The organism is Indolivaga capnocytophagoides DSM 22835 (assembly GCF_000426485.1).
Taxonomy (GTDB): Bacteria; Bacteroidota; Bacteroidia; order Bacteroidales; family Dysgonomonadaceae; genus Dysgonomonas_A; species Dysgonomonas_A capnocytophagoides.
The window spans coordinates 78,751-104,642 of the sequence record NZ_AUFL01000017.1; the positions used below are offsets into that span (position 1 = coordinate 78,751).

Consider the following 25,892-nt stretch of genomic DNA (forward strand, 5'->3'; position numbering starts at 1 on the left):
AAACACAGGAGGAAATTACCATCTCCCCCTGTGTTTTCATTTATTTTGATTATAAAAGTCCAGATCTCAATATCCCGGATTTTGTGTTACTGTCGCTTTATTCAGATTTATTGCAGACAACGGTATTGGGCGCAATATTTTATTCTGTCCGTCCGTTCCCTTGAAATAGTCGGCATTAGCTATATCTGGATTGTATTTCACACAATACTCTATCAGTTTCCCTGTACGTTTCAAATCCATCCAGCGATGATATTCACCGGCAAGCTCACGGGCTCTTTCATCCAGAATAAAATCAATCGATAAATCTTCTTTCGAAATAGACAGATCATATCCCGACTCGGCGGCTCTCGCCCTTACAGAATTGATTCGTGCTACAGCATTCGTCAAATCTCCGGCTTTAAAATAGGCCTCAGCGGCAACCAGATAACTTTCTCCGACTCTCGCCAACACAATATCTCGAGTACTGCTCTTGGTACTGAATTTAGAATCGGGATCATCGAATTTGCGGACAACCGACACTCCGTATACATCACCCGACATAGCCGAAACATAAGTTGTAGATTTGCCCGAAGTTGTCAGCGTATTTTCTTGCATCGGGATAATGATTGTTTTGGCTCGAGTCGCTGTATTTGCAGCACGCCACGCAGCAGTATCGGCAACAGCCCACACCGGAGGGTAATAATATAAGACCTTATCGGAAGCAAGTTCCGAATCTTTCAAATTATAGTAGTCATAATATTTATTATAAAGCTGAACCATAAATGTACCTTCATAACGAGAGTCTCCTTTTGTAAACAACTGATGCAAACGTAATGTGGGAGTCAGGTTAGAAGTCGTATATTTATGTCCGTCTTCTGATCCTCCCAGATATGTTCCGAAAAAAGATTGCTGCATATTTCCATCGGAAGATGGATCTTCAATAGAAGTTTTATCATATTGAACTGACCATATAATTTCTTCGTTCTCTTGGTTCGACGGCCAGAACAGATTCTTATAAGTTACCGATAAACTCTGTCCCCCTATGGCAAGATCAGCGTATTTAGCTGCATTCTGAAAATCGGAACTAGAACCGAAGGTCTCATATCCCCGGCACAAATAAGTTTTAGCGATAAAGTGATTTACCGTTCTCTGATCTACATGCCCGAATGTTTTTGTTGTTGCAGGGAGCGATGTCAAAGCCTCATCCATTTCCGACAAAACATAAGCATACACATCTTCAGCAGATTTTCTTTCGAACTCAAACTGAGGTGAATTTATCATATCGGTTACAATAGGCACACCGCCAAATTGCTGCACCAACAGATAATAATAGTATGCACGAATAAAACGGGCTTCAGCTTTATACTGCGACAAATAATCTGTTTGCTCTGTATGATCGGCATAATATATGGCAGTATTAGCCAATTGGATCCCTTTGTAACAGTTCGAATAGAAAGTACTTACATCGGAGTCGGTACTTAACAATGCCTTGTATGTACCTAATCCATCAGGCACTTTATTACGTCCGGATGCATATAAATCTGTACCTGCGCTAAACACCCAGGGTTCTTTACCATAAACCGGACGCAAGGAAGAGTATACAGAATTCATCAGGCTTTGAAATCCACTTTTGGTGGAATAAAAACCATCTGAAGGAACGGAAGATTTATTATCCTGATCTAAAAAGTCGCTACAGCTTGCAGATCCCAGCAAGCATAACAGCAATATATAATATATTTTTTTCATCTTGTAAACTGATATTGATTAGAATTTAAGGTTTACTCCGAACTGGTAGGTCACAGAACTAGGACCTCCGCTACCATCTGAGATAGATGCTCCTGCCCATTCGGGATCAAATCCTTTATAATCGGTAAATACAAAAGGATTGAGAACATTCATATATACTCTGAGATTGGATATGCCCGCCTTTGATAACAACTTACGAGGAACAGTATAACCAAACGTTATATTCTTCACTTTCACGAACGATGCATCTACACTGTGGTTTGCATAATCATAAGTATCACTTGTATTGGATGTTCCCCAATATGTTCCTCCCCCATAATTAGTTCCGCTGTTATTCGGATAAGGGTTCTTCTGGTTATTATGTCCCGAAGATACTCCCACAGTTCCATCTGCATTCAGCACAGGAGTGCCTGCGGGGATATAATAATCCATCTTTATTTTAGAACGTCCACGGTCTTTATAATCCGTAAATTCGATCATAAACGGACTGGATACAGTAGATCCTTGTTTTGCATAAATCGAAAAAGAAAAATCAAAATCACGCCATACCAGATTAGAGGTAAAACTTCCTGTCCAGTCGGGAGCAGCATGACCTAATATAACAGCGTCTTTTTGATCTATAACATAATTCTTATCTACATCAAGGGCTTTTGCCTGTCCCTCATACTGTCCGTATTTGGCAGCTTCGGCAGCTTCAGCAGCAGTCCAGACCCCTGTAATTTTATGACCGTAAACGACATTGATCGGATTGTTTATAAACCATTTGGCTGCCACATTGTCTTGCTTCGATCCATCAATATCAACTATTCGGTTTTTATTCGCTGAAAAAGAGAAAACTGTACTCCATTGCCAGTCTTTAGTTACGATATTTTTTGTAGTCAATCCGATTTCGATACCGCTGTTTCGTACTTTTCCTACATTGTCCCACATTACCCCGGTAGACGAACCTGTTTCGAGTGGCATAGGGCGTTCTAACAATAAATCAGTTGATAATTTATTATAGTAATCAACTGTTCCTGAAATCCTGCCGCCAAAGAACCCGAAGTCTAAACCGACATTAAATTCTCTCGATTTTTCCCACGACAAATTCTGATATACCAACCCGTTAGGCCCATACCCGTTAGCAAGTGTTCCGCCAAAGTCATACCAATATTTTGTACTTGCCAGAGACTGAGTATCGTATGCACCCACAGGAGTATTATTTCCGGTATATCCGAAACTGGCTCTCAGCTTTAGGTTACTAAGGGCATCAAATTTTGCAAATTCCTCTTCTGATATCCTCCACGCTAAAGCCATAGATGGAAATACACCCCATTTATTACCTTTTGCAAATTTAGACGATCCGTCCCACCGGCTGGATATTGTTGCCAGATACCGGCCTTTATAACTGTAGTTAAATCTCAAAGCATGAGACAACATGGAGATTCGGCTATAGGCACTGCTTTTTTTCTCCACGTTTGCAGCCGAACCAACATTGTGATATCCTGTATCGAAAGGCATATCCGACACACTGATATAATCCTCATCGTATTTATCATCAAAAACACTAAATAAGTACATCCCGCTCAGATCATGATCTCCGAATGTTTTCTGATAGTTGATCTGTGTATCCCATGTATAGTTAAAGCGTTCTTTATTTCTTACTTCCGCAGCATTTACTCCTTTCGAATACTGAGCCGCAGTATATACTCCATTAAATATACCATTACGGCTTTTGTTATAAGTCGGAGAGAATGTTGTTTTCAGCGTAATATCTTTTGTAGGATTATACTGAGCATAAATATTTGCTAATACATCATATGTTTTGGTCTCGTTCACGGCATTCTGCATATCGAGCAAAGGATTGATAATACCAGAAAACTGTCCTGTACTCTCAAATATGTCCTTTCCTCCGGGTAATAATACCAAGTCGCCATTTTTATCATAAGGGATAAAATAAGGATTCGTTCTGAACGAATTCAACACCGCATTCTTACTGCCGAAATCCTTATCGGTATATGCCATATTTGCAGAAAAACCAACAGAAAATTTATCATTGATCTTATTATCGACGGAACCTTTAAAGTTAAATCGTTGATAATTGTCATTTACAAATATCCCTTCTTCCTTCTGATATCCCACGCCTGCTCTGTAAGCAACATTTTTTCCACTGCCGTTAACACTTATAAAGTGGTTTTGCTGCTGACCATCTTGTGTTACCAAACTAGGCCAGTCGGTATAATCTTTTTGGGCAAATTTACGTTTCATTACTTCACTGTCTGCATTCCAGAAGTTTTTGAGATTACCGTCTGTCATCTCATATGTAGGAATTCCAGCGGCAGTGTTCGCCCCTTTGGTCAATGTAGTATAACGGGCGAAACGATAATCGGAAAATTCATCACCCGACATAAAATCGGGCATACGAGCTATTTTTTTCACGCCATAATATCCGTCGTACGAAACCACAGTACGCCCGCCTTCACCGCTTTTCGCCTGTTTCGTTGTGATCATCACAACTCCGTTAGTCGCTCTCGATCCGTAAATAGCTGTTGAAGACGCATCTTTAAGAATATCAACACGGTCGATATCAGCAGGATTAAGAAAATCAATTCCATCAGTTACAACTCCGTCCACGACATAAAGCGGACCTCCTCCCTGCATAGAGCTTTGCCCTCTGATCTGAATATCAAAACCTCCACCGGCACGGCTCGAATTCTGAGAAATATCCACACCGGCAACTTGTCCCTGCATAGACTCCAAAACACTGGTTGTACCTTTCGCTGTAATATTATCGGAAGAAATACTGCCGACAGAACCAGTCAGGTCATTCTTTTTCATTGTACCATAACCGATAACCACAATCTCTGATAACTCCGAGGAATTATCTTCCATAGTAATATTAACAACTGAACCGGTTATGGGTACGATTTTGTCTTTCATCCCGATATACTTTACTTCCAGACTTCTAGCATCAGCTGGTGCTGACAATACGAAATGCCCGTCCAGATCCGTGACTGTCCCCACAGTCGTTCCTTTAACTGACACAGAGACACCGATAAGGCCTTCTCCTTTTATGTCAACTACTGTACCTTTGATTTCTTTCTTTTGCTGTGCTTGAACATTGTGCCATGTAAAGAGACAACACAATATACACATGAGAGATAGGATTCTCAAATTTGTTTTTTGCATGGTAATTTAAGATGTGTTTAAAATTAGATTCTCAGTTAGCTGTAATTAAGCTTTCAACGGCAATAATATAATATATCGCCAACTACACCGGGGGTGAATTTGACTATTAGGGGGTGTGAAATTGTTATCTTCCGACCGACCATACCGATTATAAGACACTAAACACAGACACTCCAGCCAAAAACAAAAACAAAAATAGACAATAAGACAAAACTCTCAAACCATGTAAAACACAGGCAATATAAAAGAAAAACCTCTATGATTAGAAAAACATAAATTACAAATTTGACAATAAGACCCGAAAACAATTCAAATACAGGTAATCTCCAATATAAAATTCTATTTTAATACATTTATTATCTTTGTGTGTGACCTTTCAACTTTCTATCATGAATAAACTATATTACCTTTTTGTTTTACTCGGACTTATACTATATACGGAAGATTCAAAATGTCAGCCAAAATGTTTCTTCGAACATTATGGAGCAGAAGACGGACTCCCTCAGCATACAGTAATGGACATACTGCAAGACCAAAAAGGTTTTATGTGGTTTTCGACATGGAACGGACTATGTAAGTTTGACGGGTACAACTTTACAACATACAAAATTCAGGACGGAGACTCTTATCACATGATGAGCAACCGCATAGATCATATTGTAAACGACAAATACGGATACATCTGGACTCTGTCATACGACAACGAGGCTCACCGTTTCGATCCCAAAACAGAACGTTTTATGGGGTTGAGATCTATCAAAGAATACAAAGATCTGACCTTCAACGCAACCCGCATAGCCCCGATGAAGTCGGGGAAGGTGTGGCTTTTATCTGAAAAAATGGGGGCAGTATGCATTACAGATTCAACTTTCAAAGTCGAAATTTTCGACACTAACAATAAAAAGATACAGAACAATAAGATCAACGAAGTATACGAAGACGAAAGTTTTCAGTCGTGGATATTGACTGAAAACGGACTATATTCACTCACTCCCGACATGAGTACTCCAAAAGCTTATTTCTTAGATAAAAATACTTCTGCAATTAAACCTCAAGCCTTCTTTTCGGCACAGGAAATAGACGACGAAATATGGTTCGGAAGCAACAAGGGCAAAATATGGAGATACGACAAAAACAACAGAAGCTTTTTACCTTTCGACACAGGGATATCGTCAGATATATCGAAAATAAAACGAATCGATAAAAATCTGATTTTGATCATAAGCAACGGGCAGGGTTTCTGTATTTACAACAAAAACACGAACGAATTAGCCAAATACAATAAAACAAACACTCTAAATCTGAGAAGCAATACAATCATATCGAGCTATATAGACAAAAACAAAAACATCTGGTTCGAAATGGATTTATTGGGTGTTTCGAAATTCAACATTACAACCAAACAGATAAAACACTTCGAAATGAAGATAGAAAGTGCCATTTCGAATGTTTTTCCTCCTAATTTTTTCATCTTCGAAGACAAAGCAGATCATCTGTATGTACATTTAAGAGGAGGAGGCTTCGGCTATTACGATCCTCTGACTGATCAGCTCATCCCATTCTACAACGAACCGTCATCTCCTTCGTGGAGATTCTCCAATATGCTGCATTCCGGTTTTTCCGACCGTCAAGGCAACCTTTGGTTAAGCACCCGATCGCACGGACTCGAAAAAATAATTTTCAACAACAGTGTATTCAGATCTACTCTTATAGATACAGATACACACTCTACTATAAACAATGATGTCAGAAGTATCTTCGAAGACTCTTATCAACGGTTGTGGGTATCTACAAAAGGAGGTAAAATAATGATATATGATGCCGATCTGACTCCCATAGGATATATGTGCGCAAATGGCAAAATAGGCACGGGTACACCCCTAAGCGGAATAAGTTACAGCATAACAGAGGATCACGAAAAGAATATCTGGATAGGAACAAAAGGTGATGGTGTTTACAAATTGATAAAAACATCTGATCCTAAATCCTATACAATAGAACATTACAAAAACTCGCCGACCGACAAATACAGTTTGAGCGACAACAGTGTGTACAGTATATATGAGGATGCAAAACACCAGATATGGATCGGCACTTATGGAGGAGGTCTCAATCTGGTTGATAAACATCTAAAAGGGAAGTTTTACAATCACAAAAACGACATGCGTGATTTCCCGATACATCAAGGAGCAAAAATAAGAATCATCTCTGCGGATAAATCGGGCAATATTTGTATCGGAACGACATTGGGATTAATCATGTTTTCATCGGCATTCAATTCGCCTCAGTCAATAAAATACAAAACATACACCCGCATACCCGGAACCGGAACCAGTATAAACAACAACGATGTGTACGATATATGTACAACACGCAGCGGAGATACCTATCTGGCAACTTTCGGGGGAGGTATCAATAAGATAAACGAGACAGACAAAGAGGGGTTCCCAACACAGTTTGTATCATTCACCACCAACGACGGACTGGCATCCGATGTTGTACTAACCATTGTAGAGGACAACCAAAATAATCTGTGGATAGCCTCCGAAGGGAATCTGACACAGTTTAATCCGGCGACAAAATCATGCGAAACCTACAGCGAAGTAAGCCGACTTATCAAAGGGCAGAATTTCTCTGAAGGATCAAGATATACCTCCCGTTCGGGTATCGTATCTTTCGGATACTCAAAAGGTTTTATATCTATCAACCCTCAAAAAATAGGACGAAACACATATATTCCTTATGTAGCGCTAACTAAGCTATTGATATCCAACAAGCCTGTGCCGATCGGAGAAGATTCTCCTCTGAAAGAAAATATTGATGACATAAATCATCTGCAGCTAAATCATAAGCAAAATTTTATTAGCATCGAGTTCGCTGCACTGGACTATATCGACCCAAAGCGCATAAGCTATGCCTACAAACTCGAAGGGCTGGATGAAGATTGGGTAATCACCAAAGAACAGCGGATTGCCAACTATTCCAATCTCGCTCCGGGTAAGTATATATTCCATGTAAAATCGACAAACAGCGATGGCATCTGGATGAAAAATGAACATGTACTGCACATAGAAATAACTCCGTCTTTCTGGCAGACAAACTGGGCTTACCTGATCTATATCGTCGCAGCCATCATCATACTGTATTCCATACTCCGAACTATATTTATATTCTACCGATTGAGAGACAGGGTTGTAATGGAACATGAACAAACTGAAATGAAAACCCGCTTTTTCACCGATATCTCGCACGAAATACGCACCCCGTTAACGATGATAGTATCTCCGGTTGAAAATATAATAGATGATGAAAATACCCCTGACGAAACAAAATCGCAGTTACAGCTCGTTCTGAACAATGCGAACCGTATGCTGCGTATGGTAAACCAAATTCTTGATTTCAGAAAGATACAGAAGAAACAACTATCCGTACAGCCCACCGAGATAGGACCTTATGTATCGGAAATATGTCAGAGCTTTTTCAAAACCGCAGAAACTCAGAATATCGATCTTAAAATAAATGACCGGAGCGAACACGAAAAAATATGGATCGACCGCGACAGTGTAGAAAAACTAATATACAACCTCTTGTCAAATTCTCTTAAATACACATCCGAAGGAAAATCCATAGAAGTAAATATTTTCAGGAAAGACAAGTCTATGGTTTTACAGGTTATAGATGAAGGAAAAGGAATGACGAAAGATATACTGAATAAGTTATTTACCCGTTTCGTTTCTTTTAATCCCGATAAAAGCAAACCTAGCACAGGTATCGGGTTGTCGATAGTAAAAGAAGTTGCAGATAAACACCATGCAAAAATACAGGTCGACAGCAGTCCGAATGAAGGCTCTTGCTTTTCAGTCATTTTCAATATGGGAATTGAGCACTTCGAAGATGAAGTAGATATTGTAAAGCAGGAAGAATCGCCTGTATACTCCGTACCTGAAAATACAGAAAATCCGTTATCAACGAATACCGAAGCTATATCCATAAGTAGAATTCAGGAAACCGACAATACACCCGACAAAGCAACAATACTTGTTGTGGAGGATGATCCTGACCTCAGACACTTCATACGCACTATACTCCTGCCCTTTTATGATGTGCTGGAAGCCGAAAACGGCAGGGAAGGTTATGAAACTGCAGTAAACAGCCTTCCCGATTTTATTGTAAGCGACTTGATGATGCCCGAAGTAGATGGTGCAGAATTTCTGCAGCAAATACGAAACAACTGCGAGACCAGCCATATACCGTTCATTATGCTTACAGCTAAAGCAGATATGGAAAGCAGACTCAACGGGTTGGAATACGGTGCAGATGATTATATCACTAAGCCGTTCAGCGTAAAATACCTCAAAGCCCGTATCAACAATATCGTACAGCAAAGAAAACGATTGTACGAAGTTTATACTCTCAGGGTTCAAAAAAAGACAGGGGACAATATTCCTCATGATCAGAATACCACCGGAAAAGAGGGACAGTCCATCACCATACACGATAATAACTTCCTATATAAAGTAGAAGAAATTATCGAAGAGAATATCGACAACAGCGACTTTCTTATAGAAGATCTCGTTTCGGCTATGGCAATGAGCCGTACCGTTTTTTTCAAGAAACTAAAAAGCCTGACGGGTTACTCGCCCATTGAATTTGTACGGAATGTAAAAATAAAACATGCCGCCAAACTAATTCTCAGCAATGAAAATTATACAATAAAAGAAGTCTCTTTTATGATCGGAATAGCCGATACAAAATACTTCACACAATGCTTTAAGAAGATATACGGAGTACCTCCGAGTGAATACAGAAACCAGTCAAGAGAGTCGGATATCAAAAATAAAAAGCAGTAAGTATTCTATACTGTATTTTTAAGAGATAACTAAGAGCCTGTTTAAATTTTATAGCTAAGCTTTTTTATAGCAGTTGTGAGATGGATTTTTTGCTTTTTTTCTACAGGTTTAGCGGGCTAAACCAAGAAAAGAAAGTAAAAAACAGACTCACAAGAGCAGAAAAAAGCAGCTAAGAATTAGGTTAAAGAGCCTTTAATGATAATTTTCGCTAAAATTGAAACAGGCTCTAACTATTGGGGACAGGCTTGGATGAAGAAACAAATAGATCTGAGACCTTGATGTAATATTGTACAAATACAGGGAATAATTAACAAAGTCAAAATGTCCCCTCTCTGTCCCGTATATTTTTATTTATATTTGTGTGTAAGTAATCTCGTAACCCGTTATTACCTATAAGACAAATAACGGAAAACTAAGAAACCGAAGAACCTTATCACATGAATGCATTTGTATCTATCGCAAAAAAAATGAGCTATGCAGGACTATTGTTTACATTGCAGCCTGCACTATTCATGAGCCTTTCAGCCCAGGATCTAAGTAAAGAAATCCGCTTGAAAAATAATTCTGCTGCAACCATAATCGATTACACCGCAGAAATACCTCTTGAGGAATTATCTCTGCCCTTAGGCAACTATGTAGCAGAATACAATGGAAAAGTTGTTCCTCTGGAAATTAGCAGCAATATTTATAAGAAAAATTTTGCAATACTGCCGATAGATAAAATAGAAGCAAATAAAGAAATCAAAGTAACAATCAAAAACGGGACAAGCGAAGCGTATCCCAAACGCACCTACGCTGAGCTTGCACATAAGATTGGGGGACAATTTATCGGTAAAGAATATATCGGCGGTTTTTCGTGGGTAAAACCAAACCAACTGACCATACCCGGAACATTTACCGACCATTCCTACTACATTAAATACGAAGGTCCCGGATGGGAGAGCGACAAAGTAGCATTCCGTTTCTATCTCGATAACCGTAATGCAATCGATGTTTTTGCAAAAACGACATCAGACATTGTACTCCCTGCAGTAGGTACAGACGGATTTGCCAATTATCATAATCTGGCAGCATGGGGTATGGATAATATGAAAGTAGGCGCAGGTCTTGGTATCGGAACAATCGCAATATGGAATGGAACTAAAGCTGTACGTGTCGAAAAAAAGGACAGTACAACATGCCTTATCCCGATGGACGGAAAAATCAGGTCGCAGGTTAAAACTATTTATTATGGATGGGATGCCAACGGCACAAAATGCAATCTGACTTCATTGATTTCTATTGATGCAGGAAGCAGAGCATCCCACATGGAATTATTGACAGACAAAAACATTGATAACATTGCAACCGGAATAATTAAAGACAAAAACGGCAAACTTATCGTGAAAAACGAAGCCGGAAGTGAATGGTCATACATTGCGACCTTCGGCAAACAAAGTCTGAATAAAGACATGCAGGGTCTGGCACTCTTTGCCCGAACCAAACAAATCAAACAAATTACGGAGGACGATTTGAATCACGTTGTGGTACTATCTCCAGAAAACGGATACGTAGAATACTACTTTATGCCGACATGGGAATTAGACAAAGAACCGGTGAAGGACGAAGCCGCTTTCATGAAGTGTATCGATGAAGTACTCAACCGCTTAAATAGTAAAATTAACATAACCGGACTAAAATAAACATCAATATTGTTGGAAAAAAGCATCCTTTAAGCTTTATTTGCAGGATGCTTTTCCAAGCATGATTTATTTTTTGCCAAAATATGTGTTCGCACACATACAATATAACAGAATCTTGAATAATCTGATATCAGACAAAAAACGATTAAAGAACTGAGACCTTTTTACCACTTTGGGAAGTATAATAACCAAAGTTTACCATGAACTAAATATATCATTAAATACTTTTATTTACTTAAATAATAAAGACATTTACAATGAAACAATTTCTTGATGACAACTTCGTCTTACAAACAGAAACAGCACAACAGCTCTATCACGAGCATGCGAAGAAATTACCAATCATTGATTACCACTGCCATTTAGATCCAAAACTAATCGCAGAAAACTACCAATTCGATAATCTTGGCGAAATATGGTTGGCAGGAGACCACTACAAATGGCGTGCAATGCGTACAAATGGAGTGGACGAACGTTTTTGTACCGGAAAAGATACTACCGACTGGGAAAAATTTGAGAAATGGGCAGAAACAGTTCCATACACAATGCGTAACCCTCTCTATCACTGGACACACCTTGAACTGAAAACAGCTTTTGGGGTTACTAAATTACTGAAACCCGAAACAGCAAAAGAAATATTCGACATCTGTACAGCTAAACTTCGTACTCCCGAATTTTCGGCAAGAGGTATGATGAAACATTACAATGTAGAAACCGTTTGTACAACCGATGATCCGGTAGATTCTCTTGAATATCATCTGTCTCTGAAAAAAGAAGGATTCTCGATCAAAATTCTTCCGACATGGCGTCCCGACAAAGCAATGGGAGTAGAGGTACCTGCTGATTTCAGAGCTTATGTAGAAAAATTATCTGCTATATCAGGAGTATCTATCAGTAAGTTTGCAGACCTGATTGCTGCATTGCGCAACCGTCACGATTTCTTCTCCAGCGTAGGATGTAAATTATCAGACCACGGTATCGAAGAATTTTATGCTGAAGATTACACAACAGCTGAGATAGAAAATATATTCAACAAAGTATACGGAGGTAAAGAACTTACCAAAGAAGAAATCATAAAATTCAAATCGGCAATGTTGGTCGAAGGTGCTATCATGGATTGGGAAAAAGGCTGGACTCAGCAATTCCACTATGGAGCTATCCGTAACAACAACACACGCCTGTTTAACCAACTAGGACCAGACACAGGATTCGATTCCATCGGAGACTTTACCATTGCCAAAGCAATGTCTAAATTTTTCAACAGACTGGATACAAACAATCAACTGGCTAAAACAATCATCTACAATCTAAACCCCAGAGACAACGATCTGATAGCTACGATGATCGGAAATTTTCAGGATGGATCGGTTGCCGGAAAAATTCAATTCGGATCGGGATGGTGGTTCCTTGATCAAAAAACAGGGATGGAGGCACAGATGAATTCTCTTTCGAACCTTGGTTTACTGAGCCGTTTCGTCGGTATGCTGACCGATTCCCGCAGTTTCTTATCATATCCTCGTCACGAGTATTTCAGAAGAATTCTATGTAATCTGATCGGTAATGATGTCGAAGAGGGCTTACTCCCTGCATCCGAATTACCATTCTTAGGACAATTAGTTGAGGATGTATCATATTATAATGCAAAAAACTTCTTTAAATTCTAATTTTACAGCTTTGACAAGTACAACAATGTGAGCTTATTATAACCTAAAACAACATTATTAAAATATTTTATTTATCTAAATATGAAAAAAGTAGTAACCTTCGGAGAAATCATGTTGCGCCTTGCAACTCCCGGATACCAACGTTTTATACAGTCGACAAACCTTAATGCTACTTTTGGTGGTGGTGAAGCAAACGTAGCGGTGTCACTTTCTAACTATGGAATACCCACTGACTTCGTTACACGCCTGCCTAAAAACGACATTGCAGAATGGTGTATATCAGACCTTAGAAAATATAATGTAGGCGTTAGCAATATCGAAAGAGGCGGTGACCGTGTAGGGATTTACTTCTTAGAAACAGGAGCGGTGGCTCGTGCTTCAAAAGTGGTATATGACCGTGCAAACTCGGCAATCGCTGACATCAAACCCGGAATGATCAACTGGAGAGAAATTTTCAAAGATGCTCAATGGTTTCACTGGACAGGAATCACTCCTGCGCTTTCGCAAGGTGCTGCTGATGCTTGTCTGGAAGCTATCAAAATAGCGAATGAAATGGGGGTAACCGTTTCAACCGACCTAAACTACCGCAAAAACCTTTGGAAGTACGGCAAAACTGCAGATCAGGTAATGCCCGCTTTGGTAGAGGGATGTGATGTGATTCTTGGAAATGAAGAAGATGCAGAAAAAGTATTCGGTATCAAACCCGAAGGATTCGATGTGGCTCACACTGGAGGAGAAGTTAATGCGGCTGAATTTGAATCGGTTTGTACTCAGATGATGAAAAAATTCCCAAGAGCCAAGAAAGTAATTATTACCCTTCGTGGATCAATCAATGCCAACCACAATACTTGGGGCGGATGTTTATATTCAGACAAATTGTACCAGTCCAAACGTTACGATATTACTCATATCGTTGACCGTGTAGGTGGCGGGGACTCATTTATGGGAGGCTTGATTTACGGTTTGATTTCTTATCCTTCTGATGATCAGAAAGCACTTGAATTTGCAGTAGCGGCTTCTTGTCTGAAACACACTGTTTACGGAGACTTCAACTTAGTGACTGTTCCTGAAGTAGAGAACCTGATGAAGGGAGATGGTTCGGGACGTGTTTCTCGTTAATTCAATCTGAAAATTTACTATTTACATTCTATAATTTAAAAACTATGGCTCGTTTTTCAAGAATACAAGTTTGTCAGGCTGTCGCAGAAACAGGAATGGTTCCTGTATTTTATAACAGCGATCTGGAAATATCAAAACAAGTGGTAAAAGCATGCTACCAAGGTGGGGTACGTGCATTCGAATTTACAAACAGAGGGGATTTTGCTCACGAAATATTCGGCGAGCTAAACAAATGGGCTGCTAAAGAATGTCCCGATATGATCCTCGGAATAGGTTCTATAGTTGACGCCGGAACAGCATCATTGTTTCTTCAACTGGGAGCAAACTTCGTTGTAGGACCTCTTCTCAACCCAGATATATTTAAAGTATGCAACCGACGTCAGGTAGCTTATATACCCGGATGCGGATCCGTATCAGAAGTCGGATATGCACAGGAATTAGGTGCGGAAATTGTGAAGGTGTTCCCTGCAGGAAATGTAGGAGGTCCTTCGTTCGTTAAAAACGTGAAAGCTCCGATGCCATGGTCTTCTGTTATGGTGACAGGAGGGGTAGAACCTACCGAAGAAAACCTCACTAAATGGGTAGAAGCTGGAGTTACTGCAGTAGGCATGGGTTCGAACCTCTTCCCTAAAGAGGTGATTGCGGCGAAGGAATGGTCGAAGATTGCAGATATGAGCAAGAAAGCTTTGGAATTCATCAAAAAAGCAAGAACTAAATAATAACCTAAACCGATACCATGAGTACACAAAATAATACAAAGATGACAAATTACAGGTGGGTAATCTGTGCCATGTTATTCTTTGCCACCACTGTCAATTATCTCGACAGGCAGGTGTTGTCCCTCACATGGGATGAGTTTATAAAACCCGAATTCCATTGGGATGAATCTCACTACGGGACTATCACAGCCGTATTTTCTATCGTTTATGCAATATGTATGCTATTTGCCGGAAGATTTGTTGACTGGATGGGCAGTAAAAAAGGATTCCTTTGGGCAATCGGCATATGGTCATTAGGAGCATGTCTCCATGCTCTATGCGGTGTAGCCACCGAGCAATATGTGGGATTGCACTCTGCGGCCGAACTGGCTGCCGCAACAGGAGATGTAGTAGTCGTTATCGCAACAGTTAGTATGTACTGCTTCCTTTTTGCACGATGTATATTGGCTTTAGGGGAGGCAGGGAACTTTCCTGCGGCCATTAAAGTTACCGCCGAATACTTTCCCAAAAAAGATAGAGCCTATGCCACTTCTATTTTCAACGCAGGAGCATCTATCGGAGCCTTGATCGCACCTCTTTCTATTCCGCTGTTGGCTAAACATTGGGGATGGGAGATGGCCTTTATCGTTATAGGGGCTTTAGGTTTTATATGGATGGGATTCTGGGTATTTTTATACGATGCCCCCAACAAAAGTAAGCATGTAAATGCTGCTGAATTGGAATACATCGAGCAGGATAAAGTAGAAGATCAAGCAGACGGACTAAGCCACTGCGACGAAAAGAAAATCCCTTTCTGGAAATGCTTTTCATACAAACAAACTTGGGCTTTTGCCGCCGGTAAATTCATGACCGATGGGGTATGGTGGTTCTTCTTATTTTGGACGCCATCTTACCTTAATACACAATTCGGGATCAAAACTTCCGAAGGCTTAGGTATCGCCCTCATATTTACACTATATGCCATCACCATGTTGTCGATATACGGAGGAAAACTGCCTACGATAATCATGAATAAAACAGGACTGAATCCCTATGCAGCCAGAATGAGAGCCATGCTTATATTCGCATTCTTCCCGCTGGTGGTACTCTTTGCACAACCTTTAGGTACTATTTCTCCGTGGTTACCGGTAATTATGATCGGTATAGGAGGAGCGGCTCACCAATCGTGGTCTGCCAATATATTCTCGACGGTAGGAGATATGTTTCCGAAAGGAGCAATCGCATCCATCACCGGAATAGGGGGAATGGCCGGAGGTATAGGATCTATGCTGCTGCAAAAATGTGCAGGAAACCTCTTTGTATATGCCGATGAAGTACAAATGGAGTTTATGGGATTTTCGGGAAAACCGGCCGGATACTTTATCATCTTTTGTGTATGTGCTGTGGCTTATCTGATAGGATGGGCAATTATGAAGTCTCTCGTTCCGAAATACAAACCAATTACAGATCTATAAGTAACGAATCAAAAAAAAATTATATAAAATGAAAAAGCTAAATAAATCGACAGTAGAAAAGAAAGAACTTCCCGTTAAAATACTTCAATTCGGAGAAGGTAATTTCTTACGTGCCTTTGTTGACTGGATGATTGACAAAGCAAACGATGCAGGAGTAATGAATCATGGAGTTGTGGCTGTACAACCCATCCCCGGAGGAGAATTCGTTGCGAACCTTTTCAAAGAGCAAGATTCTATGTATCATGTATATCTGGAAGGTATCAAAGACAAAAAACCTGTAAAAGAAGTATCACTGGTAAAGAGTATCAACGAAGTACTGAATCCATATACCCAATATGCCGAATACGAAAAGATATTTTTGAGTAACGAATTGGAAATGATCATTTCGAATACAACAGAAGCGGGTATCCGTTACGAAGAAGGAGACGACCTGAATGCAAACCCTCCGAAATCGTTCCCCGCAAAAATGACAGCCCTATTGTACAAGCGTTTCAAAAAATTCAATGGTAACGCCGACAAAGGACTTCTTATCGTATGTTGCGAATTGATCGAAGACAATGGTTCGACATTGCACGACTATGTATTGAAACATGCGAAATTCAATAAACTGGGTGACGATTTTATCAATTGGGTTAATACAGCATGTCATTTCTACGATACATTGGTAGACCGTATCGTTCCGGGATTTCCGAAAGAAACCATCAACGAAATCAAAGAAGAAATCGGCTTCGACGACAATCTTGTTGTAAAAGGCGAATACTTCCATGTATGGGCAATCGGAGGTGATTCTATCATCAAAGAAAAACTACCATTGGATAAAGCCGGTTTGAATGTGATCTATATGGATGACATCAAAGAATTCCGTGCAAAAAAGGTACGTATCCTCAACGGTGCGCATACCGCAATGGTTCCTGTTGCCTTACAATTAGGGTGCGAAACTGTGATGGACGCATTCAATACGCCCGAAGTAGAAAAATATATCAATCAGATGGTAGCCAACGAAGTACTGGCAGTAATCAACGAAGATCCGGAAGAATTGAAAGCTTTCGCTGCAAAAATTCTCGAAAGATTTTACAATCCTTTCCTGAAACATTATCTGAAAGATATCTCATTGAATTCTCTTTCGAAATGGGAAACTCGCGATTATCCGACAGTGTTCGACAATTACAAAAAATTGGATAAGGATGCTAAACTCACTATCTTCTCTTTTGCCGCATTGCTCGTGCTTTATAGCGGAAAATCTGAAATAGCATTTACACCGAACGATACAGCCGAATTTATCGAGTTCATACAATCGACATTCAAAGAATACGATATCAACGGATGGGTAAAAGGTATTATTTCTCATAAAGATATGTGGAAAGAAAACTTCAATGAAGTTCCTCAGTTCGCAGATGAAGTTGCAAACGATGTCAAACTGATTCTGAACGGAGGTATGCTTAAAGCTCTTAAATCGATCATAGCTTAATCACAAGATCAGGAAGGAGGAACTAAATCCTCCTTCCTTAAATAAACTGCCAATATGAATAATGATTGTCTATATTGCAATAAAAATCAGACTCAAAAAGACCTGATGATAGAGATATGCTCTCTTAGTGTATCTACCGTTTTCCTTTTTAAGGAACAAACATACAAAGGACGTTGCGTGATAGCTTACAAAGATCACAACGTTGAATTATACCAACTGTCGCCTGAAGATCTTCTGGCGTTCATGACTGATGTAAACAAAGTAGCTTCAGTTATTGCAAAACTTTACAATCCGGCAAAAATCAACTACGGAGCATATTCCGACAAGCTGCCTCATCTTCATATACATCTGGCTCCGAAATATGTTGACGGGGCTGATTATGGTTCAACTTTTGTAATGAATCCTCAAAAGGTATATCTTACCGACTCAGAATATACAGAAATGATCGACTCCATAAAAAAAGAATTGAGGTCTTAGACCTCTTTTATAGCTTTGCCAAGGATAAATACCACCGCCAGCTATAATATTATAATATATTATTAAATGCTCTCATTCACTTATAGATATGAATAAATATATAAAGATCAACCCGAACGACAATGTATGCGTTGCCATAGAGAATCTTTCTCCCGGTGATATTGTCAATGTAGAAGGGACACCTGTCGAGATTAAGAATCCGATAGAAACAGGGCATAAGTTTGCCATCAAAGAAATAAAGACCGATGAGAATGTTGTTAAATACGGCTATCCAATCGGACATGCCACAACCGATATTCATACAGGTGAACATGTACACACCCAGAATGTGAAAACAAACCTGCATGACAACCTGCAATATTCGTATGTTCCGGTACATCCAAAACTGAACATCCCGAAAAGCGACCTCAAAATCAACGGTTACCTGCGCTACAACGGAGATATGGGTATCCGCAACGAATTGTGGATTGTACCGACTGTAGGTTGTGTAAATGGTCAGGCGCAAGCAATTATCGAAAGGGTAAAACGAGAATTGGATGTTGCCCATATTGATGATATACGGGTATATACCCACAACTACGGCTGTTCTCAATTGGGAGACGACCATAATAATACAAAAAAAGCTCTGGCTGCACTCGCAAAACATCCGAATGCAGGAGGAGTACTTGTTTTGAGCTTAGGATGTGAAAACAACCAACAAGCCGATTTCAAAAAAGAAATGGGAGAATGGGATCCCGAAAGGGTTCGTTTCCTTATTTCGCAAGAAGTACAGGACGAAATAGAGGTAGGATTTCAAATGATGTCCGAATTAGTAGAGCGTATGCGCAAAGACAAACGTGAGCCCCTACCCTTATCTAAACTGAAAGTAGGATTGAAATGCGGTGGTAGCGACGGATTCTCGGGTATCACAGCAAATCCGCTAGTAGGACAATTCTCAGACTGGCTGATAGGTCAGGGAGGAACAACTATACTTACCGAAGTTCCCGAAATGTTTGGTGCTGAAACCATTCTGATGAACAGAGCCGAAAGCAAAGAAGTATTTGATGACACGGTAGCCTTGATCAATAACTTCAAGAATTATTTCCGCAAATTCGAACAGCCGATTTATGAAAACCCTTCACCGGGAAATAAAGCGGGCGGTATCACAACTTTAGAAGATAAATCGCTGGGATGTACTCAAAAGGGAGGAAACTCCGAGGTGGTAGATGTATTGGATTACTCTCAGCCTGTAACCAAACACGGCTTAAATCTGCTTAATGCACCGGGTAATGACCTTGTTGCAGCATCGGCATTGGCTCTTTCGGGCTGTCAGTTGGTACTGTTCACTACAGGACGTGGAACCCCATTCGGGGCGTTTGTTCCCACAATGAAAATCTCGACAAACACTCGCCTGTTTAATTTCAAAAGTAACTGGATCGATTTTAACGCCGGAGTACTTTTGGAAGGAAATAGTATGGAGAATGTATTAAAAGACTTTGTAAACTTCATTGTTCAAACGTGTGACGGAGAACATTTGAAGCACGAAATCACCGGATTCAAAGAAATAGCGATATTCAAGACCGGTGTTACTCTATAGAATGTTTTAGTAAATTGAGAAAAGCCGATAAGTAAATAACTTATCGGCTTTCTTATATATCTGAACCGTCCTGAAAAAGACTGAACCGTTACTTCTTTATCGTTTGCCCTTTTGTCAGACTTTGGATGTCTTGTAATGTAAAGTTTCCTAGCATTCTGATTACACTTACATCCGAACCGTCTTCTGTAACCATCAGTAGCTCGGATTTCTTACCTTTACCTTCGGATTTAAGATAAAATGCAGTTTTCGAGTCGCTGTCTTTCACCAACATAAGAGTTTCATAATTACCAGACTTAACCAATCGGCTTATAGTCTGCTTGAGAATTATTGCAGGACTGCGGTCTTCCGCCGAATATATCTGTAAAGATTCCAGTTTACCGGCGACCTTTCCTACATTCACTCCGGGCATATCCATATCGGGCATCATGCCCAAAAGAGCCTTTGTTATGTATACAACCTCAACTCCTTTTATGTTACTCAGATTCTCAAAAGTATCTCCTTTGCTGCTTTGCTGAGACTCATTACTATTATAGGAATAAGCGTACGAATAAGTTTTATTATTTGAACGTTGTGCTCGCTCTGCTTCTCTTCGGGCACGCTCTGCTTCACGGCGTGCCCTTTCGGTTTCACGCTGTGCTTTTAATTCTTCTCCCGTTCCCTGTACATCCATATTATAAGCATAGACTTTGATATTACTCAACTCTTTAAGAGTATTCGAATCCATCGTAAACTCAGGAATATTTTTTATCTGCAGTTCCATATCAGATAGATCAATATCCAATCCCGTTAAACTTTCTTCTACACTCCGGGATATCTCCTCAGACATTTTGGCCCAATCAATATGATCAGTCGCCGTTCTCTTTTGTGCATATCCCTGCACAATAACTAAAGCGAGAACTATCATCAGCATTACTAACTTTTTCATAGCTGAATATTATTTTTGTTCATTATCTTATTTACTTTATCCACATTTCCCTGTACAGTTTCGACCTGCTGTAATCCTTTGTTCAACTTATTAGACACAAGGAGCATCGTTTTTTGTGTTTCGCGATAGGCTTCCTTAGGATCAGAATAGGTATCCTGTACCACAAAATCCGATTTCTTATCAAAACTCTTATGAAAGAACAATCCCGCAGAAATGAAGATAACAATACTTGCAGCTATTCCCGAAACCCATTTCCAGTTTATTGATTTTATCTTTGGCCTAGCAGGCTTCGTATCGCTTTTATTGTCTTTATCCAGTTCATCAATCAAGTTTTCCAGCTTAGATTCCAGACCAAACGGAACAGCTATTTCTTCCGAACGGTATAATTTAAGGAACAATTGCTGCTCATCCTTCATCGATTCGGGTACATCTGTTCCCTGAAAGAAGTCAAACAAAACTCTTTCCTCTTCTATCGAGGTCGCTCCTTCATAAAACGACTCCAATAATTGTTCTATATATTTAATATCCATAACTTTCACTTTAAAGGTCTCAGCATAATCAGCGGCTCACATTATACAACTCTTTAATTCTTTTCCTTGCTCTTGATAATAATACTCTCACATTTACACTGGTAAGCCCCATTATTTGTTCTATTTCTTCGGACGAACAATCGTCAAAGTGCCTCAGCTTTATAACTTGCTGCTGTTGCTCGGGCAACTGTTTCAGCAATGACTCCACATAGAGTATATCTTCTTTTTGTTCAATCTCGGATACAATCTCCACTTTATCCGCAATCTGGAGATCTTCTGATGATTGAGAGGGATGTCTGGCTCTCGATCGAATAAAATCGAGACACAAATTGCGCAACATAGTTATACAGTACGATTCGGCATTATCTACCAATAAAAGATCATCCCTTTTGTTCCACATTTTTATATACGTTTCCTGCACAAGGTCTTCGGCATCGCATACATCCTCGACAAGACGATATGCAACTCTGAACATCTTCTGATGGTAAGGTATATATTTTTCTTTAAACGTGGATGAATCCATCTTTTACAGCAATCAGCTCTATTAAGTCCACAGACCTGCCTATTTATAACTAAAGGACAACACAATAAACTATTTATATCTTATTCTTCTTTTTGCCTCCATATTCCTTTTTGATACCCGGCAAATCATCGAGTGAGAATTTTCCTTTCAGCCTTATTATTGCGGGCTCCTTAGAATCGCAGTTGATAACAACCAGTTCCCGTATCTTTCGTTTCTTTGTTTTTGAATAAATCAGCACATTATCTTCATCGTCTTTCGCCTGCAAAAGTAAATCATAGTCTTTCTCTTTTATATTTGAAACGGATCGAGCAAAACTTTCCTTATCAGGCGGAGAGCAATCGCTCAGATCTACAACCTGTATCGAACTTATCTTCTTCATAGCCTGTGAAGCATCCTTTCCTACAGGCATTATTTTCATTATCGAAAATAAGAACTTCCTTAAATGAACACTCTCGGCATTCGGCCGTTTCGAAAAATCTTTAATTAATTTATTTAAGTCCTGAGCCTGAATCGAAAGGCTTAGAAGTATAAACGTAAATATATATATTACTCTCTTCATTCTATTTTAGACATTATCAATTTCCACTCAAATTTCCTGATTTTATCTATAAGACGAAATATAAACAACAGATGTTACACCGATTAAAAATATTTTTTGATAATCTTTTCTTATCTTTGGGGACACATACCCTCTTATTATGTTTTTATCTATACAGAAGGTGAATAATATAAGTCGAAAAAGGAAACACCGCCCAAAATACAGTTTTCGTGTAACCTTTGTAACCTTTTGACATAAAAAACTGAAAGACAAGAATTAAATAAAATAAGACAATATCCATGACGGAAAAAATCATTATCCTTGATTTTGGTTCACAAACCACCCAATTGATTGCAAGACGCATCCGCGAGCTAAACACTTATTGCGAAATCGTACCCTACAACAAATTTCCGAAAGACGATACTACAGTAAAAGGAGTAATCCTCTCGGGTAGTCCGTTTTCGGTGAATGACAAAGACGCATTCCGTGCCGATCTGTCCGAAATCCGAAATAAGCTGCCTTTACTCGGCATATGCTACGGAGCTCAATACCTTGCTCATACATCCGAAGGAAAAGTTGAAAAAGGTGATTCGCGCGAATACGGCCGTGCTCATTTGGTTACAATAAACAAAGATATTTTATTTGATGGGATAAAAGAAGGTTCTCAAGTGTGGATGTCGCATGGAGATACAATAACAGTACTTCCCTCAAACTTCGAAATCATAGCAAGTACCGAAGATGTAAAGGCGGCAGCTTATAAAATAGAAGGAGAACAAACATGGGGTGTACAATTCCATCCCGAAGTCTACCACTCAACAGACGGAACCCGCATACTGAATAACTTCCTGAACATCTGCGGATGCAAGAAAGACTGGACTCCGGCTTCTTTTGTAGAATCTACCGTTGCCGAACTGAAAGCTAAACTCGGAGATGATAAAGTTATTCTTGCATTATCGGGAGGTGTTGATTCATCAGTTACAGCCGTTCTCTTGAATCAGGCAATAGGCAAAAATCTGACTTGTATATTTGTCGATCACGGCTTGCTACGTAAAGATGAGTTCAAACGTGTACTGAAAGATTATGAACACCTTGGGCTGAATGTTATCGGAGTAAATGCTAAAGACAAGTTTTACTCAGCATTAGCAGGGATTAGTGATCCCGAACAGAAAAGAAAAATCATAGGAAAAGGCTTTATTGATGTTTTTGACGAAGAAGCACATAAGCTGAAAGATATAAAATGGCTCGGACAGGGAACTATTTACCCAGACATCATCGAATCGCTGTCTATTACGGGAACCGTGATTAAATCTCACCACAATGTAGGCGGATTACCCGAAAAGATGAATCTGAAACTGGTAGAACCTCTTCGTTTGTTATTCAAGGATGAAGTTCGCCGTGTAGGTTTGGAAATGGGAATGATGGAACACCTTATCAAACGTCACCCTTTCCCCGGTCCCGGACTTGGTATCCGTATTTTAGGAGATATCACACCCGAAAAAGTAGAGATACTGCAAAATGCCGATGATATATATATGCGTACAATGAATGAGTTTCATTTATACGATCAGGTATGGCAGGCAGGAGTAATATTGCTTCCCGTAAAATCGGTAGGAGTAATGGGCGACGAGCGTACATACGAATATACGGTTGCATTGCGTGCCGTAACATCAACCGATGCCATGACCGCCGATTGGGCTCACCTACCCTACGAGTTTCTGGCTAAGGTTTCGAATGAAATCATCAATAAAGTTAAAGGAGTAAACAGAGTTGTTTACGATATATCCTCTAAGCCACCAGCTACAATCGAATGGGAATAAAGGTCTCAGACCTCCCCTCTATAAATCATAAACGCAAGGAGTGGTAATTTTTACCGCTCCTTGTTTTTTATAACAAACCCATCAACTTGGCTACCCTACAAGCTTCGAGAGAATTCTTAACCCTCAGCTTTTCCAGTATATTCTGTCGATGTCTGTCTACCGTATTTTTGCTGATAGACAACTGATCGGCAATCTCTTTGCTTATTTTCCCTTTCTCTATCAGCTTCAATATCTCCTTTTCTCTCACAGACAGGATATTCTCGTACTTCTGCCTGTCGAGATTAATGACTTCTCCTGTCATTGAATTCAATATATTACCCGATACAGGTAAAACCGTATCTTCAGCATAAGAGTTATTGTACAAGCACAATGAAAACCAAAGAGTTCCCGATGGACTGCTCGATAAATAAAACATCCGGTGATGCACCGATATATACTCATTAATGGCATTGAGCATACGCATCCTGCTCGAAACATAAAAATTGGCTCGGTCTTCAATCGACACGGTTTTCAACAGGTCTAAGAACTGGTATTCGAGCATATGTTTTGCAGCCAGATCATCGGGGTGAATTTTGGCGAAGATATCTTCTTCCCAGATAGAATCAATCTCTTTCTGTGTGTGTTTAAGAGCAAGTCCTAATTGCACTGCAAGACCTCCATAATAAATATAGCTCTTATCAGATTTCAAATCACTCAAAACAGCTACCGAGTTTTCGATCTTTGCATACGCATTCGCGACAACTCTGTATTGCGACAACAAATGGCTGCTGTCTTGCTCTTCTGAAAAGTCCTGTTCCAACAGCTTTTCATTTAATGTCGTGATTATATTCATCCTGCAAAAATGGTTATCTATCAGTATTGACTATAAATATAGAGTATTTTACCTTTGGTGTAACTTATCTTGAATGATCTTTTTAACAAACATTATATGAAAAAGCTTACTGTTTTATTGAGCATAGCTCTATCTATTTTATCTATACATAAAGCTATGTCGCAAACTTTGGAGAAAATGCAATGGTTTAATGAACCCGCAAAATGGGAGGTTAAAAACAACGTACTATCAATGTATGTCACACCACAAAGTGATTATTGGAGAATATCCCACTATGGCTTTACAGTAGATGATGCTCCTTTTTTGTATTCGACGTATGGCGGAGAATTCGAGACGAAAGTCAAAATATCGGGAGATTATAAAACCCGTTTCGACCAATCGGGATTAATGCTCCGAATAGATCATGAAAATTATATCAAAGCCGGAATAGAATTTGTTGATGGCAAATACAACCTCAGCACTGTTGTAACCCATAAAACCAGCGATTGGAGTGTAATTGTATTAGACAAACCCGCATCGTCTATCTGGATAAAGGCAGTAAGACGCCTTGATGCAGTTGAAATATTCTATTCGTTTGATGATAAAGACTATATCATGATGCGTAATGCTTGGATGCAAGACAATCGTCCGATCATGGTAGGATTGATGGGTGCTTGTCCTGATGGTAGTGGATTCACCGCCAAATTCGAAAACTTCGAAGTAAAACATCTTCCCGATCAACGCCGTTTAAAATGGCTTCAAGAAAATTAGGAGTAAGGTTCGCTTTGTCTGATATAACTTACTAGAATTAGTTGTAATAATCAAAATATCCCGTGCCAAGCACGG

18 protein-coding genes are annotated in these 25,892 nt (G+C 39.6%); 11 read left to right on the forward strand and 7 right to left on the reverse strand.

The features are described 5' to 3' along the window. Positions 1 to 66: 66 nt before the first annotated feature. Together K322_RS0110385 and K322_RS0110390 are read right to left on the reverse strand one after the other, a co-directional pair. Complete coding sequence (locus tag K322_RS0110385) at positions 67 to 1,725, reverse strand: RagB/SusD family nutrient uptake outer membrane protein (protein ID WP_026626832.1); 1,659 nt, start codon at positions 1,723 to 1,725, stop codon at positions 67 to 69. Positions 1,726 to 1,743: 18 nt separating this feature from the next. Then, a complete protein-coding gene (locus K322_RS0110390) occupies positions 1,744 to 4,893 on the reverse strand; it encodes a SusC/RagA family TonB-linked outer membrane protein (RefSeq protein ID WP_035331869.1) in 3,150 nt (1,049 codons plus the stop codon). A gap of 389 nt (positions 4,894 to 5,282) precedes the next feature. Between K322_RS0110390 and K322_RS0110395 the strand changes: the two genes are divergently transcribed. From K322_RS0110395 to K322_RS0110435, 9 genes are all read left to right on the forward strand, one after another. Then, positions 5,283 to 9,743 (forward strand): hybrid sensor histidine kinase/response regulator transcription factor, encoded by a 4,461-nt coding sequence (locus K322_RS0110395; protein WP_035331879.1) that lies wholly within the window; start codon positions 5,283 to 5,285, stop codon positions 9,741 to 9,743. A 437-nt stretch (positions 9,744 to 10,180) separates the two neighbouring features. Beyond that, complete coding sequence (locus K322_RS19150) at positions 10,181 to 11,425, forward strand: DUF4861 family protein (RefSeq protein ID WP_051290752.1); 1,245 nt, start codon at positions 10,181 to 10,183, stop codon at positions 11,423 to 11,425. Between the two features lie 257 nt (positions 11,426 to 11,682). Then, complete coding sequence (gene uxaC, locus K322_RS0110405; protein ID WP_026626835.1) at positions 11,683 to 13,089, forward strand: glucuronate isomerase; 1,407 nt, start codon at positions 11,683 to 11,685, stop codon at positions 13,087 to 13,089. An 81-nt stretch (positions 13,090 to 13,170) separates the two neighbouring features. After that, a complete protein-coding gene (locus K322_RS0110410) occupies positions 13,171 to 14,208 on the forward strand; it encodes a sugar kinase (protein WP_026626836.1) in 1,038 nt (345 codons plus the stop codon). A gap of 44 nt (positions 14,209 to 14,252) precedes the next feature. Further along, entirely contained in the window at positions 14,253 to 14,927 is a 675-nt protein-coding gene (locus K322_RS0110415; protein ID WP_026626837.1) for a bifunctional 4-hydroxy-2-oxoglutarate aldolase/2-dehydro-3-deoxy-phosphogluconate aldolase, read from the forward strand. Between the two features lie 17 nt (positions 14,928 to 14,944). Next, positions 14,945 to 16,381 carry an MFS transporter gene (locus tag K322_RS0110420; RefSeq protein WP_026626838.1) on the forward strand — a complete coding sequence of 479 codons (1,437 nt, stop codon included), beginning with the start codon at positions 14,945 to 14,947 and terminating at the stop codon, positions 16,379 to 16,381. A gap of 28 nt (positions 16,382 to 16,409) precedes the next feature. After that, positions 16,410 to 17,849 carry a tagaturonate reductase gene (locus tag K322_RS0110425; RefSeq protein WP_026626839.1) on the forward strand — a complete coding sequence of 480 codons (1,440 nt, stop codon included), beginning with the start codon at positions 16,410 to 16,412 and terminating at the stop codon, positions 17,847 to 17,849. 54 nt (positions 17,850 to 17,903) lie between these two features. Then, positions 17,904 to 18,326, forward strand: coding sequence for an HIT family protein (locus K322_RS0110430; RefSeq protein ID WP_026626840.1), 423 nt, complete (start codon positions 17,904 to 17,906; stop codon positions 18,324 to 18,326). A gap of 88 nt (positions 18,327 to 18,414) precedes the next feature. Further along, positions 18,415 to 19,902, forward strand: a complete 1,488-nt coding sequence (locus K322_RS0110435; protein WP_026626841.1) for a UxaA family hydrolase — start codon at positions 18,415 to 18,417, stop codon at positions 19,900 to 19,902. 88 nt (positions 19,903 to 19,990) lie between these two features. Here K322_RS0110435 and K322_RS0110440 read toward each other — a convergent pair whose 3' ends face one another. From K322_RS0110440 to K322_RS0110455, 4 genes are all read right to left on the reverse strand, one after another. Next, positions 19,991 to 20,827, reverse strand: a complete 837-nt coding sequence (locus tag K322_RS0110440) for a DUF4252 domain-containing protein (RefSeq protein ID WP_035331871.1) — start codon at positions 20,825 to 20,827, stop codon at positions 19,991 to 19,993. Beyond that, positions 20,824 to 21,357: a hypothetical protein gene (locus tag K322_RS0110445; protein ID WP_026626843.1), complete on the reverse strand. Its 534-nt coding sequence runs from the start codon at positions 21,355 to 21,357 to the stop codon at positions 20,824 to 20,826. Before K322_RS0110445 ends, K322_RS0110440 begins: the two co-directional genes overlap by 4 nt. A 28-nt stretch (positions 21,358 to 21,385) precedes the next feature. After that, positions 21,386 to 21,880 carry an RNA polymerase sigma factor gene (locus K322_RS0110450; protein ID WP_026626844.1) on the reverse strand — a complete coding sequence of 165 codons (495 nt, stop codon included), beginning with the start codon at positions 21,878 to 21,880 and terminating at the stop codon, positions 21,386 to 21,388. Positions 21,881 to 21,953: 73 nt separating this feature from the next. Then, the gene (locus K322_RS0110455) at positions 21,954 to 22,439 is read right to left on the reverse strand and encodes a DUF4252 domain-containing protein (protein WP_026626845.1); all 486 of its coding nucleotides are present in this window, start codon (positions 22,437 to 22,439) and stop codon (positions 21,954 to 21,956) included. 278 nt (positions 22,440 to 22,717) lie between these two features. On the opposite strand from K322_RS0110455, the gene guaA reads away from it, so the two are divergent. Beyond that, positions 22,718 to 24,235 carry a glutamine-hydrolyzing GMP synthase gene (gene guaA / locus K322_RS0110460; RefSeq protein WP_026626846.1) on the forward strand — a complete coding sequence of 506 codons (1,518 nt, stop codon included), beginning with the start codon at positions 22,718 to 22,720 and terminating at the stop codon, positions 24,233 to 24,235. 67 nt (positions 24,236 to 24,302) lie between these two features. Here the strand turns inward: guaA and K322_RS0110465 are convergent, their stop codons facing one another. After that, complete coding sequence (locus tag K322_RS0110465) at positions 24,303 to 25,067, reverse strand: helix-turn-helix domain-containing protein (protein WP_026626847.1); 765 nt, start codon at positions 25,065 to 25,067, stop codon at positions 24,303 to 24,305. Between the two features lie 96 nt (positions 25,068 to 25,163). On the opposite strand from K322_RS0110465, the gene K322_RS0110470 reads away from it, so the two are divergent. Next, complete coding sequence (locus K322_RS0110470; protein WP_026626848.1) at positions 25,164 to 25,817, forward strand: DUF1349 domain-containing protein; 654 nt, start codon at positions 25,164 to 25,166, stop codon at positions 25,815 to 25,817. Positions 25,818 to 25,892: the final 75 nt, after the last annotated feature.